14 protein-coding genes and 1 pseudogene are annotated in these 13,453 nt (G+C 67.8%); 14 read left to right on the top strand and 1 reads right to left on the bottom strand.

The features are described 5' to 3' along the window. The first annotated feature begins 70 nt into the window (after positions 1 to 70). Positions 71 to 1,078 carry a tRNA dihydrouridine(20/20a) synthase DusA gene (dusA, locus tag ACOQOP_RS14645; RefSeq protein WP_420562544.1) on the top strand — a complete coding sequence of 336 codons (1,008 nt, stop codon included), beginning with the start codon at positions 71 to 73 and terminating at the stop codon, positions 1,076 to 1,078. Positions 1,079 to 1,099: 21 nt separating this feature from the next. After that, entirely contained in the window at positions 1,100 to 1,639 is a 540-nt protein-coding gene (locus tag ACOQOP_RS14640) for an inner membrane-spanning protein YciB (protein ID WP_420562543.1), read from the top strand. Here ACOQOP_RS14640 and ACOQOP_RS14635 read toward each other — a convergent pair. Then, positions 1,636 to 2,841 (bottom strand): MFS transporter, encoded by a 1,206-nt coding sequence (locus tag ACOQOP_RS14635; RefSeq protein ID WP_420562542.1) that lies wholly within the window; start codon positions 2,839 to 2,841, stop codon positions 1,636 to 1,638. The two genes, ACOQOP_RS14640 and ACOQOP_RS14635, sit on opposite strands and share 4 nt — an antisense overlap. A 23-nt stretch (positions 2,842 to 2,864) precedes the next feature. On the opposite strand from ACOQOP_RS14635, the gene ACOQOP_RS14630 reads away from it, so the two are divergent. The 12 genes and pseudogenes from ACOQOP_RS14630 (at position 2,865) to ACOQOP_RS14575 (ending at position 13,434) form a co-directional block, all read left to right on the top strand. After that, a complete protein-coding gene (locus tag ACOQOP_RS14630) occupies positions 2,865 to 3,041 on the top strand; it encodes a hypothetical protein (RefSeq protein ID WP_420562541.1) in 177 nt (58 codons plus the stop codon). A gap of 196 nt (positions 3,042 to 3,237) precedes the next feature. Further along, positions 3,238 to 4,293, top strand: a complete 1,056-nt coding sequence (locus ACOQOP_RS14625; protein WP_420562540.1) for a Fe(3+) ABC transporter substrate-binding protein — start codon at positions 3,238 to 3,240, stop codon at positions 4,291 to 4,293. A gap of 158 nt (positions 4,294 to 4,451) precedes the next feature. Then, positions 4,452 to 5,333, top strand: coding sequence for a TauD/TfdA dioxygenase family protein (locus tag ACOQOP_RS14620; RefSeq protein ID WP_420562539.1), 882 nt, complete (start codon positions 4,452 to 4,454; stop codon positions 5,331 to 5,333). Between the two features lie 30 nt (positions 5,334 to 5,363). Beyond that, positions 5,364 to 6,071, top strand: a complete 708-nt coding sequence (locus ACOQOP_RS14615) for a dimethylsulfonioproprionate lyase family protein (RefSeq protein WP_420562538.1) — start codon at positions 5,364 to 5,366, stop codon at positions 6,069 to 6,071. A 12-nt stretch (positions 6,072 to 6,083) separates the two neighbouring features. After that, the gene (locus ACOQOP_RS14610) at positions 6,084 to 6,920 is read left to right on the top strand and encodes an urease accessory protein UreD (protein WP_420562537.1); all 837 of its coding nucleotides are present in this window, start codon (positions 6,084 to 6,086) and stop codon (positions 6,918 to 6,920) included. A gap of 84 nt (positions 6,921 to 7,004) precedes the next feature. Further along, positions 7,005 to 7,307, top strand: coding sequence for an urease subunit gamma (locus ACOQOP_RS14605; protein ID WP_420562536.1), 303 nt, complete (start codon positions 7,005 to 7,007; stop codon positions 7,305 to 7,307). Between the two features lie 15 nt (positions 7,308 to 7,322). Then, positions 7,323 to 7,625 (top strand): annotated as a pseudogene (locus ACOQOP_RS14600) (urease subunit beta); the annotation flags it as partial. Further along, positions 7,614 to 9,368 (top strand): urease subunit alpha, encoded by a 1,755-nt coding sequence (ureC, locus tag ACOQOP_RS14595; RefSeq protein ID WP_420566534.1) that lies wholly within the window; start codon positions 7,614 to 7,616, stop codon positions 9,366 to 9,368. The pseudogene ACOQOP_RS14600 and the gene ureC, both read left to right, overlap by 12 nt. Before the next feature lie 329 nt (positions 9,369 to 9,697). Continuing rightward, positions 9,698 to 10,303: an urease accessory protein UreE gene (locus tag ACOQOP_RS14590; RefSeq protein WP_420562535.1), complete on the top strand. Its 606-nt coding sequence runs from the start codon at positions 9,698 to 9,700 to the stop codon at positions 10,301 to 10,303. Beyond that, a complete protein-coding gene (locus ACOQOP_RS14585) occupies positions 10,212 to 10,976 on the top strand; it encodes an urease accessory protein UreF (protein WP_420562534.1) in 765 nt (254 codons plus the stop codon). Before ACOQOP_RS14590 ends, ACOQOP_RS14585 begins: the two co-directional genes overlap by 92 nt. Beyond that, positions 10,973 to 11,602, top strand: coding sequence for an urease accessory protein UreG (ureG, locus tag ACOQOP_RS14580; protein ID WP_420562533.1), 630 nt, complete (start codon positions 10,973 to 10,975; stop codon positions 11,600 to 11,602). The genes ACOQOP_RS14585 and ureG overlap by 4 nt, the downstream gene beginning before the upstream one ends. Before the next feature lie 152 nt (positions 11,603 to 11,754). Continuing rightward, positions 11,755 to 13,434: a PAS domain S-box protein gene (locus tag ACOQOP_RS14575; protein WP_420562532.1), complete on the top strand. Its 1,680-nt coding sequence runs from the start codon at positions 11,755 to 11,757 to the stop codon at positions 13,432 to 13,434. The last annotated feature ends 19 nt before the right edge of the window (positions 13,435 to 13,453 follow it).

Here is a 13,453-nt window from a genome sequence, read left to right as displayed (position 1 = left end):
TGAATGGGAGAAAACCGCCCTGACCCCTCGGGGCTGACTTGTCTGCGCGATTTCGTGTAAAACCCGCGCCATGATCCACCCGACCGCACCCCTGGACCGCCGCTTCACGGTGGCGCCGATGATGGACTGGACCGACCGGCATTGCCGGGTGTTCCACCGTCTGCTGACGCGCCGCGCGGTCCTGTATACCGAGATGGTGACCGCCGACGCCGTACGTCTGGGCGACCGGACCCGACTGCTCGGCTATTCGGCCCAGGAGCATCCGCTGGCGCTGCAGCTCGGCGGGTCGGAGCCCGAGGCCATGGCCGAGGCGGCGCGGATCGCCGAGGACTGGGGCTATGCCGAGGTCAACGTGAATGTCGGTTGCCCGTCCGACCGGGTGCAGTCCGGCCGCTTCGGCGCCTGCCTGATGCGCGAGCCGGAGACGGTCGGTCGGGTGGTGGAAGCCATGGGCAAGACGGTGTCGATCCCGGTCACCGTGAAATGCCGCATCGGCGTCGACGACCAGGACCCGGAGGCCGCGCTGGACGCCCTGGTCGACCGGGTGGTGGAGGCCGGCTGCGGGACGGTGATCGTCCATGCCCGCAAGGCGTGGCTCCAGGGCCTGTCGCCCAAGGAGAACCGGGATGTCCCGCCGCTGGACTATGGCCGGGTGCGGCGCCTGAAGGCGGCCTGGCCGGAACTCGAGATCCTGCTGAATGGCGGGCTCGGCGACCTGGACATCGCCATCGCCGAGAGCGTGGGCCTGGACGGCATGATGGTCGGCCGTGCGGCCTACCAGACCCCGTGGATGCTGTCTGAGGTCGACGCCCGGGTCTATGGCGAGGTGCCCGAGGCGCTCGACCGCCACGCCGTGGTCGACGCCATGGCCGAGTATGCCGACCGGATGGCGCTTGAGTTCGGCACCCCGCTGAAATCGATCGGCCGGCACATGCTCGGGCTGTTCCAGGGGCTGCCGGGCGCGCGGGGGTGGCGCCGGCGGCTGGCCGAGACCATGTATGCCGACGACGCGACCGGCGACGTGCTGAGGCGGGCCGCCTCCCTGGTCCCGGCGGACGCCACGCGCCGCGCCGCCTGACGAAATCTGAAGGAGACTGCGATGACCCGGACCCGGGCCCTGACCGAGTACGGCCCCCTCATCCTGTTCTTCGTCTGCAACTACGTCTGGGGGATCATGCCGGCGACGGCGGTGCTGGTCGCCGCCACGGTGATCGCCACCGCCTACACCGTCTATACCGAGCGGCGCATCCCCTGGATGCCGGTGATCGGCGCGGTGCTGGTGTCGATCTTCGGCGGCCTCGCGCTCCTCTTCGACGACGCCTTCTTCCTGAAGATCAAGCCGACGGTGGCGACCCTGCTGATCGCCGCCGGGCTCGGCATCGGCCTGCTGTTCCGCAAGTATTTCCTGCGCACCATCCTGGACGGGATGCTGGAGCTGGACGAGACCGGCTGGCGCAACCTGACGGTCTACTGGATCTGCGCCTTCTGCATTATGGCGGCGGCCAACGAGATCGCCTGGCGCACGCTCTCGACCGATGGCTGGGTCACCTTCAAGGCCTTCGGGCTGACCGGCCTCTCGGTCCTGGCCGCCATCGGCGCCGCCCCTCTGATGAAGGCGGTGCGCGGCAGGGAATCCTAGGGTTTCAGGATCCGTCCGAGGATCGCCGAGAATCCCAGCCCCAGGACGCCAAGAACCCCCATGGCCAGATAGGCCGCCTGGCCGTAGGCGTCGTAGAACAACCCGGCCGCCGGCATGGCGAGCCCCATCACCACGCCGGAGACCAGGGCGTAGTAGAAGGCCTGGGCGGTGGCCTCCAGGCCCTCCGGCGCGTTGTCCTGCAGGTAGCGCATGGCGCCCAGATGGGCCGCGCCGAAGGTCAGGCCGTGCAGCAGCTGCAGGGCACCGACCGCGACAAGGTCATGGGTCACGGCCGTAAGCGGCCAGCGGATCATCGCGCCGATCGCGGCCATCGCCAGCAGGGCCGGGGCCGAGGCGAAACGGCCGAGCCTGGCGGCCAGGGCGAAGACGACGATCTCCGCCACCACGCCGAGCGACCACAGCATCCCGATGGCGGTCTCGCCGAAGCCGACCGAGCGCCAGGAGATCGTGCCGAATCCGTAGAACACCGCATGGCTCGCCTGGGCGCAGCCGGCCGCGGCGATGAAGACCAGGTAGCGGCGGTTGGCGACCAGCCGGGCGGCGGCGGACCACGACCAGGGCTTGCGCGCCTGGCCGCCCCGTCCCGGCAGCCACAGGCAGCTCGCCACCAGCACCACCATGGTGCCGAGCAGCAGCGGCAGGATCACCGGATCGCCGAACCGCTCGGTCGCACCCCCGACGGCGAAGGCGGCGACGATGAAGGAGACCGACCCCCAGATCCGGATCGGCCCGTAATCGAGGCCCCGCAGCTTGATCTCGCTCAGCGCCAGCGCCTCGCCCAGGGGCATGATGCTCTGGACCGTGAAGCCGAGCAGGAAGGCCAGGACGAGATAGCTCCAGAACGGGCCGGCGAACGAGAAGGCGGCGTAGACCGCGATGCCGCCCAGGGCGAGCAGCACCGTGGTGCGCTTCAGGGTCCCGGTGGCGTCGGCCACCGTGGCCAGCACCGGATGGGCCACCAGCTTCACCCAGAAGCCGACCGACAGCACCGCGCCGATCGCTACCGGCGACAGGCCCCGGCTCTCCAGCCAGGCCGGCCAGTACGGCAGCATGATGCCGACCACCGCGAAATAGGTGGCGTAGAACAGGGACAGGCGGACCGAGATCGGGTTGAGCGTCATGGTGGGGCTTTCGATGCGGACGATCAGCGGAAGGCTGGCGGTGCCGCTCGGTGACGCCATATAGTGTCGTCAGGAGGTCGGCAATGTCCGAACGACGCGACACGGAAATCGATGACGGCGGCCGACGGCTGACCACGGTGTTCTATCTTACCTTCGCCGTGATGCTCGCCGGCGCGCTCGCCGTTCTGCCTTTGGTTGCCGATACATACCGGCTGTCAGGTCTGTGGATGACCTTCTGCGCCGCGATCGGGATCAACTGATCCTCATCGATTAAATCCCCTTAGAAATTGTGGGATTCTCACGGTTCCGTGAGGTCGCTGGGGTGATTCACGCACCCTTGTTGACAGTGCAATTCATTCTCATTAGTCCATCGCCATGGGAAATGGGTTCGGTGTCGATACCGGGCCGAAGCGTCGTGGCGCGCCCGCGGACATGACCATTAAAAGGAGAGTGGCAATGAAGATTCTGGGAGGATCCGGACTGGTCGCGCGGATCGCGATGACGGTGGCGGTCGTGTCGATCATGGGCGGCGTCGCCGTCAAGGACGCGGCGGCCTCGGGCGAGCTCAACCTCTATTCCTCGCGGCACTACGACACCGATGAGCGCCTGTATTCCGACTTCGAGGAGAAGACCGGAATCACGATCAACCGGATCGAAGGCGATGCCGACGAGCTGATCCAGCGCATCAAGAGCGAGGGCCGCAACAGCCCGGCCGACGTGCTGCTGACCGTCGATGCCGGCCGCATCTGGCGGGCCGAGCAGATGGACATCTTCCAGCCGGTCAGCACCGAGTTCCTGGAAGCGCGCATCCCGTCCTACCTGCGTCATCCGGACGGGCTGTGGTACGGCTTCTCCCAGCGCGCCCGGATCATCTTCTACGACAAGGCGCGGGTGTCTCCGACCCAGATCCAGACCTATGACGACCTGGCCGATCCGGCGCTGAAGGGCATGGTCTGCACCCGCTCCAGTTCGAACATCTACATGCTCTCGCTGATGGCGGCGCAGATCGAGCACAAGGGCGAGCAGGCCGCCAAGGACTGGGCCGCCGGCGTCTACGAGAACCGCGCCCGCGATCCCCAGGGCGGCGACACCGACCAGCTCCGCGGCATCGCCTCGGGCGAGTGCGGCGTGGCCGTCGCCAACACCTACTATTTCGCCCGCGCCCTGCGCAGCGAAGTGAAGGGGCTGGGCGAGAACGAGGTCGCCAAGATCGGCTGGGTCTTCCCGAACCAGAACACCACCGGGGCCCATGTGAACATCTCCGGCGCCGGCGTCGTCGCCACCGCGCCGAACAAGGAGAACGCGGTAAAGTTCCTGGAGTACCTCGCCTCCGACAGCGCCCAGGCCTATTTCTCGGCCGGCAACGACGAGTACCCGGCCGTGCCGGGCGTGGAGCTCAGCTCGTCGGTCTCCCGCCTCGGCCTGTTCCGCCAGGACACCATGAACCTGGCCAAGCTCGGCGAGAACCAGCCGCTGGCCCAGAAGCTCTATGACGAGGTCGGCTATAAGTAAGCGGCTTCTCCAGCACGCGCAGTCAGGCGCCGCCCCGTCTCCCGGGGCGGCGCTTTTCGTTTGGCGGGGATCTCAGAAAACTGCGGGTCTTGACCATCCGCGAGCGGCGGGTGGACCATTCCGGCACCCTGCAGTGACCGCCGTCAAAGGAGACTCCCATGGCTCTGTCGATCACCCCGCTGACGCCTGTCCTCGGCGCTGAGGTCACGGGCATCGACATCGGGACCCTGACCGATGCCGAGTTCGCCGCGATCGAAACCGCCTTCGAGGACAATTCGGTCCTGGTGATCCGCGGCCAACACGGCATCGACGACGCGAAGCAGGCCGCCTTCTCCCGCCGGTTCGGGGATCTGGAGACGACGATCTCGTCCAATCCCGGCGGCGAGGGCACCCATATCGCCATCTTCTCCAACCTGGATCCCGAGGGGAACCTGATCCCGCCCAAGGACAAGCGGATGATCTTCAACTCGGGCAACCAGATGTGGCACACCGACAGCTCCTACAAGCCGGTGCCGGCCAAGGCCTCCATGCTGTCCGGCCGGGTGGTGCCGCCGGAGGGCGGGGAGACCGAGTTCGCCTCGGGCCGCGCCGCCTGGGACGCGCTGTCCTCCAAGGAACAGGCCGAATACGAGCCGCTGATCGCCGTGCACGATTTCCTGTACAGCCGCGGCCTGATCGACAAGTCGCTGCTCACCGACAAGGACCGCAAGGAACTGCCGGCGGTGCGCCAGAAACTGGTCCGCACCAACCCGGTGAACGGCCGCAAGGCGGTCTATGCCGGCGCCCATGCGAGCCATATCGAGGGCTGGCCGGAGGAGAAGGGCCGCGCCCTGCTGCGCCGCCTGACCGACCTCGTGACCCGGCCGGAGCATTGCTATACCCACAAGTGGCAGGACGGCGATCTGGTCATGTGGGACAACAGGGCGGTCCTGCACCGCGGCAAGCCCTGGGACGAGACCAAGTATCCCCGGGTCATGCACCGCACCACGGTCGCCGGCCGCGGCCCGAGCGTCGAGGACGGCAAGCCGCTGGCCGCTTAGTATTGCCATCGCCGGACCGGGCGCCTCGCCATGAGCCTTCCCGACGACGAAGGGGCCCATTGGGTCGAGGAGCGGCACAGCCCGCTCTCCAGCCTGCATGACTGGGTCTATCTCGCCCGCGAGTTCGACTATGCCTATCGCCGGGGATCCGCGGGCGGCAGCGGCAAGGTCCGCACGCACATGAAGCAGGTGCGCGACCGGCTGGCCAAGGTCCTGGCCGCCAAGACCTCCGTCCGCTTCCCCGACCCGGCCGCCAAGCCTGTGACCGCCCATCTGCGCCGGGCGCTGGACAACGGGCTGGACGGCTCCATGCGCTCCATGGTGCGGGCGATCGGCAATGTGGAGGCCCAGCTCGCCTGGGAATACGGCTACGAGCGGATGCCGCGCTACCTGATGGAGCGCTACGCCTATGCCGACATCATGGGACCGAAGGGGCCGATCATCTCGCCGACCCTGACCCTCGGGCTGGTTCTCTTCGCGCCGCGCACGACCTATCCTGCCCACAGCCATCACGGCATCACGGAGAGCTACCTGTCGCTCTCGGGTCACTGGAGCGAGAATGACAACGGCGTCTATGCCCCGGGATCGATCGTCCTCAACCTGCCCCAGCACATGCACACCATCACCACGGCCGACCGCGAGCCGGTGCTGCTGGCCTATGCCTGGTGCGGTGACGAGGACGTTCTGGCCGCACCCGGCATGCGATTCAGCCGGAAACCCAAGACCCCGCCGGGCTGACGAGTGTCGCCCGTGTCCGTGACCGCGCCGTCCCGCGGCCTGCAGCGCTATGACGGCGCCCTCGACCTGGCTGTCGGGGCCGGCAAGCTGTTGCGCAGCCATTTCACCCCGCCGATGCGGCTGTTCCGTCCCTATGCGGAAGCGGGCGAGCCGCGCACGCTGGTGGTCGCCAATGTGGCCGGCGGCGTGGTCGGCGGCGACCGGCTGCGTGTGTCCCTCGATGTCGGCGCGGACGAGGCGCTGCTGGCCACCACCCAGGCGGCCGAGAAGGTCTATCGCAGCGACGGCGCCGAGGCGGTGCTGTCCAATACCTATCGGGTCGGCCCCGGGGCGGTGCTGGAGATGCTGTCCTCCGGCACGATCCTGTTCGACGGCTCCCGGCTCCTCCGCAGCACGGAAGTCGACGTCGTCGGCGGCGGGTGCTTCGCCTATGCCGAGACCGTCGTGCTCGGCCGCATCGCCCGCGGCGAGGTCTTTGCCAATGGCAGCCTGAAGGATCGCATCCGCCTACGCCGCGACGGACGGCTCGTCTGGGCCGACGATTTCGGGCTCGACGGGGATATCGCAGCCTCCATGGCGGCGCGGGCCGGCCTCGACGGGGCGAAGGCGCTCGGCACCCTGCTGCTGGTCGGCCAGGGGGCGGGACAGTCGGTGGAGATCGCCCGGGCGCAGCCGCTGGACGACGGTCTGCTGATCGGCGCCAGTGCGCTGTCTGCAGATTGCGTGGTGATCCGGATCCTGGCCCGCGACCCCGCTACCGCGCGCACGGCGCTGGCCGGGATCTGGAGTGCCAGCCGGGCCGCCTGGCTCGGCCGGCCGGCACGGATGCCGGTGATCTGGTCGGTCTGACCGGGCTTTCGCAGGTGCGAAAAAGGATCGACGCCGGGGCGAACCGGCGGCAACCTATGGGGCGCAGACGAGCGGGAGGGTCTCATGCAACTCAGTCCACGTGAGAAGGACAAGCTGCTGATCGCCATGGCGGCGATGGTCGCGCGCCGGCGCCTGGAGCGCGGGGTGAAGCTCAACTATCCCGAGGCGATCGCCCTGATCACCGATTTCGTGGTCGAGGGTGCGCGCGACGGCCGCTCGGTCGCCGACCTGATGGCGGCGGGTGCCCAGGTCATCGCCAAGGACCAGGTGATGGAGGGCATCGCCGACATGCTGCACGAGGTGCAGGTGGAGGCCACCTTCCCCGACGGCACCAAGCTCGTCACCGTCCACGACCCGATCCGCTGAGCGAGGAGAGAGGCCATGATTCCGGGTGAACTCATCCCCGCCGAGGGCGAGATCGAACTCAATGCCGGCGCCGACCGCCTGACCCTCACCGTCGCCAATACCGGCGACCGGCCGGTGCAGGTCGGCTCCCACTACCATTTCGCCGAGACCAATCCGGGCCTGGAGTTCGACCGCGCGGCCGCCCTGGGCCGGCGGCTCGACATTCCGGCCGGGACGGCGGTGCGCTTCGAGCCTGGCCAGAGCCGCGAGGTCACGCTCGTGCCCTTCGGCGGCGCGCGCAGCGTCTTCGGCTTCAACGGCAAGGTCATGGGCGCGCTGCCGGAGACCCAGAAGGGCCAGGGCAATATGCCGCCGCGTACCATGCCGCGGGCGGCCTATGCCGGCATGTTCGGTCCGACCAAGGGCGACAGGTTCCGGCTCGCCGATACCGACATCATCATCGAGGTGGAGAAGGACTACACCACCTATGGCGACGAGGTGAAATTCGGCGGCGGCAAGGTGATCCGCGACGGAATGGGCCAGTCCCAGGCGACCCGGGCGCAGGGTGCCGTCGACCTGGTCATCACCAACGCCACGGTCCTCGACGTCACCGGCATCTTCAAGGCGGATATCGGCGTGCGGGACGGCCGCATCGTCGCCATCGGCAAGGCCGGTAACCCGGACGTCCAGAGCGGCGTCGACATCGTCATCGGCCCGGGTACCGAGGCGATCGCCGGTGAGGGCAAGATCCTCACCGCCGGCGGGCTGGACGTGCATATCCACTTCATCTGCCCGCAGCAGGTGGACGACGCGCTCGCCTCCGGCGTGACCACCATGATGGGCGGCGGCACCGGCCCCGCCACCGGCACCAACGCCACGACCTGTACGCCGGGCCCGTGGAACCTGATGCGGATGATGCAGGCGGCCGATGCGCTGCCGATCAATTTCGGCTTCTTCGGCAAGGGCAACGCCGCCCTGCCCCAGGCGCTGGAGGAGCAGATCCGCGCCGGGGCCTGCGGGTTGAAGCTGCACGAGGACTGGGGCACCACGCCGGCGGCGATCGACTGCTGCCTCTCGGTGGCCGACGCGATGGATATCCAAGTGATGATCCATACCGACACCCTGAACGAGTCCGGCTTCGTCGAACATTCGGTGGCGGCGTTCAAGGGCCGCACCATCCACGCCTTCCACACCGAGGGTGCGGGCGGCGGCCATGCGCCGGACATCATCAAGGTCTGCGGCGAGGCGAACGTGCTGCCGTCCTCGACCAATCCGACCCGGCCGTTCACGGTCAACACGGTGGACGAGCATCTCGACATGCTCATGGTCTGCCATCACCTCGACCCGCGCATTCCCGAGGACGTGGCCTTCGCTGAAAGCCGCATCCGCAAGGAGACCATCGCGGCCGAGGACATCCTGCACGATCTCGGCGCCTTCTCGATCATGGCGTCGGACAGCCAAGCCATGGGCCGGGTCGGCGAGGTTGTGATCCGCACCTGGCAGACCGCCGACAAGATGAAGAAGCAGTTCGGCCGGCTCGACGGGGAGACGGGCGACAACGACAACCTGCGCGCCCGGCGCTACGTCGCCAAGTACACGATCAACCCGGCGATCGCCCAGGGCGTGTCCCACGAGGTCGGCTCGATTGAGGTCGGCAAGCGAGCCGATCTGGTGCTCTGGAGCCCGGCCTTTTTCGGGGTGAAGCCGGACATGGTGCTGGTCGGCGGCCTGATCGCCAGCGCCCAGATGGGCGACCCGAACGCCTCCATCCCGACGCCGCAGCCGGTGCATTCCCGACCGATGTTCGGCGCGCTGGGCGGGGCGCGGACGGCCGGGTCGGTGACCTTCATCAGCCAGGCGGGGCTGGAGCGCGACATCCGCCACCAGTACGGCCTCGCCAAGCAGACCGTGGCGGTGGCCAACACCCGCAGCGGGATCTCCAAGCAGTCGATGCGGATGAACGACTACCTGCCGAAGGTGACGGTCGATCCGGAGACGTATGAAGTGACCGCCGACGGCCGCCTGCTCACCTGCGAACCGGCCCAGGTGGTGTCGATGGCGCAGCGGTATTTCCTGTTCTGAGGGGGGCTCCCAATCCATCCACCCTCCGTCATCCCGGACGGCCCCGTCCCGGATTTAATCCGGGATTGACCCGGGGGCGGGCCGGGACCGTGATCGGGACGGATGCGCTGGGTCCCGGCCGACCTCCGGGTCAAGCCCGGAGCTCGCCGGGATGACGGAAAAAAGGAGTGCGTAGTTAAATTCGACCACTCCCCGGATTCATTCCGGGGCCCACGCTAGGAGTGCTTCGTGCTTCAGGTAGATGATCTCGACGGGTCGGGCGCGTTGTGGGGTGGGCCCGGAATAAATCCGGGGAGTGAGTAGATGAGTAAGGGAAGGAACATGAAAACATGACCCGCGCCACCGAACACGCCCGGGCCGGGCACTGGCCCGCCGAGGAGGCGAAGGCCGCCGTCACCCTGGATTTCGACGCCCGGTTCCGGCGGCGGATGATGCTGACCACCGACGCCGGCGAGGAGGTTCTGCTCGACCTCGCCAAGCCGGTCGCGATGGCCGGCGGCGACGGGCTGCGGCTCGACGATGGCGGCTGGCTCAAGGTCGAGGCCGCTCCCGAAGAGTTGGTGGAAGTGCGCGCCTCCTCGCCCCACGCCCTGCTGCGGCTGGCCTGGCATCTGGGCAACCGCCATCTGCCGGCGGAGATCCGGGCCGACACCATTCTGATCCGCCCGGACCATGTGATCGAGGACATGCTGAAGGGCCTCGGCGCCGATATCGCCCGGGTGACCCAGCCGTTCCAGCCCGAGGGTGGGGCCTATGGCGACCCGGCGACCCCGGGCGGTCACCATCACCATGGTCATGACCACGACCACGATCATGGGCACGGCCACAGCCACGATCACGATCATGACCACGGGCACGACCATGGCCACGACCACGATCACAGCCACTACGGTCACGGGCACGGGCATCACCACCCCCATACCCATGGACACTGACGGGTTGCTGAAACTCGCGGCCTGGACCTCGCCGTCGTTTCCGGTGGGGGCCTTCGCCTATAGCCACGGGCTGGAATGGGCGGTGGAGGCGGGGCTGGTCACGGATGCCGCGAGCCTGCGGGACTGGGCCGCGCATCTGCTGGAACATGGGGCCCCGCGCCAGGACGCGATCCTCCTCGCCCGCGCCTATCGCCAGCTCGACGACGAGGCCGCCCTGCTGGAGACAGCTGAACTGGCCGCCGCGCTGAAGGGCACCGCCGAGCTGGCCCAGGAGACGGTGGTGCAGGGCGGCGCCTTCCTGCGCACCGTCCGTGCCGCCTGGCCCGACCCCCGGCTCGATGCGCTGGCCACGATGTTCTCCCGCGAAAAGCTGGACCTCGCCCTGCCGGTCGCCGTCGGGATCTGCGCCGCCGCCCACCGCATCTCCCTGGCCGACACCCTGCGCTTCTTCCTGCACGGGATGGCCGCCAACACGGTCTCCGCCGCGATCCGGCTGTCGATGATCGGCCAGACCGACGGTCAGCGGGTCACGGCCGCGCTCGAACCGGTTATTCTCTCCACCGCGTCGCAGGCGGAGGCCGCCGACCCCGACGCGCTCTGGTCGTCCGTCCCGATGGTCGACTGGTGTTCCATGCGACACGAAACCCAGCACACGAGGTTGTTCCGGTCATGAGCACGGCGTTCGATATGTCCCCCCACGGTCCCTTCCGCGTTGGCATCGGCGGGCCGGTCGGCTCCGGCAAGACCGCGCTCGTGGAGGTGCTGTGCAAGGCGATGCGCGACGAGAACGATCTGGTGGTCGTCACCAACGACATCTACACCGACGAGGACCGCCGCATACTGGTGCGCGCCCAGGCGCTGGAGGAGGAGCGGATCATGGGGGTGGAGACGGGAGGATGCCCGCACACCGCCATCCGCGAAGACGCCTCGATCAACCTCGCCGCGGTCGAACGCATGGCGGGCCTGTTCCCGTCTGCCCAGATCTGCTTCATCGAGAGCGGCGGCGACAACCTGGCCGCCACCTTCAGCCCGGAGCTGGCCGACATCACCATCTACGTCATCGACGTGGCCGCCGGCGAGAAGATCCCGCGCAAGGGCGGGCCGGGCATCACCCGCTCGGACCTGCTGATCATCAACAAGATCGACCTCGCCCCGCTGGTCGGAGCCGACCTGTCGGTGATGGAGGCGGACGCCAAGACCATGCGCGGCGACCGGCCGTTCCTGTTCACCAACCTAAAAGACGGTACCGGGGTGCCGGAAATCGTCGCATTCATCCGGCGCCATGGCGGCCTCGCCTGACCGGTCGACCCTTGATCACATCTAAGAGACCAAAGCGGCGGACTTCCGCCGCTTAACTCTTTTGTTACGACTGCTTCGTAGCATCTGCCCGTGCGCCAATAGCGGCAAAGGATCTCCGATGGAGGTCCTTTTCAGATTTCTAGGGGGCAGAAATGTTTCTTTTTACCCAGCGTGCGAACAATGAGAACAAGCCGGAGATCGCCGAGGCGATCAACCGGTCCCAGGCGCTCATCGAGTTCGACCTGGACGGCAAGATCCTCAACGCCAATGAGAATTTCCTGTCCGTCATGAAGGTTGCGCTGCCGGAGATCCGCGGCAAGCACCACAGCCTCTTCGTGCCGCAGGCCGATCGGGACACGCCCGATTACCGCGCGTTCTGGGACGCGCTGCGGCGCGGCGAGGTGCAGGCCAGGGTGTTCCGGCGGATCAAGGGCGACGGCTCCGATGTCTGGCTGCGGGCGAGCTACATCCCGACCCGCGACCGTGCCGGCAAGCCGATCGGCGTCATCAAGCTGGCGACCGATGTCAGCGAGCGCGTGCTGCGCGACGCCTTCTTCGCCGGCCAGGTCGAGGCGATCGGCAAGTCGATGGCGGTGGTCGAGTTCGAACTCGACGGCACGATCATCCAGGCCAACCGCAACTTCCTCGACACCATGGGCTACGGGCTCGACGAGATCGCGGGCAAGCATCACCGCATGTTCGTCGATCCCGCTGCGGCGAACGGTCCGGAGTATCGGGACTTCTGGTCCTCCCTCGCCCAGGGCAACTACGCTCAGGGCGAGTTCAAGCGGATCGCCAAGGGTGGGCGCGAGGTCTGGATCCAGGCGACCTACAACCCGATCCGCGATCTCGACGGCAAACCGTTCAAGGTGGTGAAGTTCGCCAGCGACATCACCGAGCAGAAGCTGAAGGCGGCCGATGCCTCCGGCCAGATCGACGCGATCCAGGCCTCCCAGGCGGTGATCGAGTTCGACCTGAACGGCGTCGTGCGGTCCGCCAACGAGAATTTCCTGAAGGCCCTCGGCTATTCCCTGTCGGAGATCCGCGGCAAGCATCACCGGATGTTCGTCGACGCGGCCTATCAGGCCAGCCCCGAATACGCCGCGTTCTGGGAGACCCTGCGCCGGGGCGAGTATTGCGCCGGCGAGTACAAGCGGATTGGCAAGGGCGGACGTGAGGTCTGGATCCAGGCTTCCTACAACCCGATCCGGGACCTCAACGGCCGGCCGTTCAAGGTGGTGAAATTCGCCGCCGACGTGACCCAGCAGGTGCTGGCCCGCAAGCGCGCGGAGCATGTGCAGCAGCTCATGGAGACCGTCGCCGCCGGAGCCGAGGAGCTGAACGCCTCGGTGAAGGAGATCGCGGCGAGCATGATCAAATCCAAGGAAACCACGGCCGGCGCCTTCGACCTGGTTGTCTCCGCCGGCGACCACACCAACCAGCTCGAGGATGCGACCACGGCCATGGGCAGCATCGTCGAGGCCATCAACGAGATCACCGGCCAGATCAGCCTGCTCGCCCTGAACGCGACGATCGAGTCCGCCCGGGCCGGCGAGGCGGGCAAGGGCTTCGCCGTGGTCGCCAGCGAGGTCAAGACCCTGGCCAGCCAGGCGAAGAACGCCACCGACCGCATCGCCGAGAATATCGGCCGCATGCAGCATGTGTCCGGCGAGGTCGTCGCCTCCCTGGCGTCGATCCGGGTGGCCATGGACGAGGTACAGGAGTATGTCGCCTCCACGGCGGCGGCGGTCGAGGAGCAGAGCACGGTCGCCAACGACATGTCGGCCAACATGCAGCGCGCCTCCGAGGAGGCGAACGCCATGGGGCGCTGACCGGACAGAACCAGGGCCG

It is taken from the genome of Thalassobaculum sp. (genome assembly GCF_965223715.1).
Lineage (GTDB): Bacteria > Pseudomonadota > Alphaproteobacteria > Thalassobaculales > Thalassobaculaceae > Thalassobaculum.
This window is presented reverse-complemented; position numbering and strand designations above follow the sequence as displayed.

What these genes read in the sequence shown, in the direction of transcription:
- ACOQOP_RS14625 (WP_420562540.1), top strand. Translation starts at nt 3,238, where the DNA reads ATGAAGATTCTGGGAGGATCCGGACTGGTCGCGCGGATCGCGATGACG.
- ACOQOP_RS14635 (WP_420562542.1), bottom strand. Translation starts at nt 2,841, where the DNA reads ATGGCGTCACCGAGCGGCACCGCCAGCCTTCCGCTGATCGTCCGCATC.
- ACOQOP_RS14620 (WP_420562539.1), top strand. Translation starts at nt 4,452, where the DNA reads ATGGCTCTGTCGATCACCCCGCTGACGCCTGTCCTCGGCGCTGAGGTC.
- ACOQOP_RS14575 (WP_420562532.1), top strand. Translation starts at nt 11,755, where the DNA reads ATGTTTCTTTTTACCCAGCGTGCGAACAATGAGAACAAGCCGGAGATC.
- ACOQOP_RS14590 (WP_420562535.1), top strand. Translation starts at nt 9,698, where the DNA reads ATGACCCGCGCCACCGAACACGCCCGGGCCGGGCACTGGCCCGCCGAG.
- ureG (WP_420562533.1), top strand. Translation starts at nt 10,973, where the DNA reads ATGAGCACGGCGTTCGATATGTCCCCCCACGGTCCCTTCCGCGTTGGC.
- ureC (WP_420566534.1), top strand. Translation starts at nt 7,614, where the DNA reads ATGGGCGCGCTGCCGGAGACCCAGAAGGGCCAGGGCAATATGCCGCCG.
- ACOQOP_RS14615 (WP_420562538.1), top strand. Translation starts at nt 5,364, where the DNA reads ATGAGCCTTCCCGACGACGAAGGGGCCCATTGGGTCGAGGAGCGGCAC.
- ACOQOP_RS14605 (WP_420562536.1), top strand. Translation starts at nt 7,005, where the DNA reads ATGCAACTCAGTCCACGTGAGAAGGACAAGCTGCTGATCGCCATGGCG.
- ACOQOP_RS14585 (WP_420562534.1), top strand. Translation starts at nt 10,212, where the DNA reads ATGACCACGGGCACGACCATGGCCACGACCACGATCACAGCCACTACG.
- ACOQOP_RS14630 (WP_420562541.1), top strand. Translation starts at nt 2,865, where the DNA reads ATGTCCGAACGACGCGACACGGAAATCGATGACGGCGGCCGACGGCTG.
- ACOQOP_RS14640 (WP_420562543.1), top strand. Translation starts at nt 1,100, where the DNA reads ATGACCCGGACCCGGGCCCTGACCGAGTACGGCCCCCTCATCCTGTTC.
- dusA (WP_420562544.1), top strand. Translation starts at nt 71, where the DNA reads ATGATCCACCCGACCGCACCCCTGGACCGCCGCTTCACGGTGGCGCCG.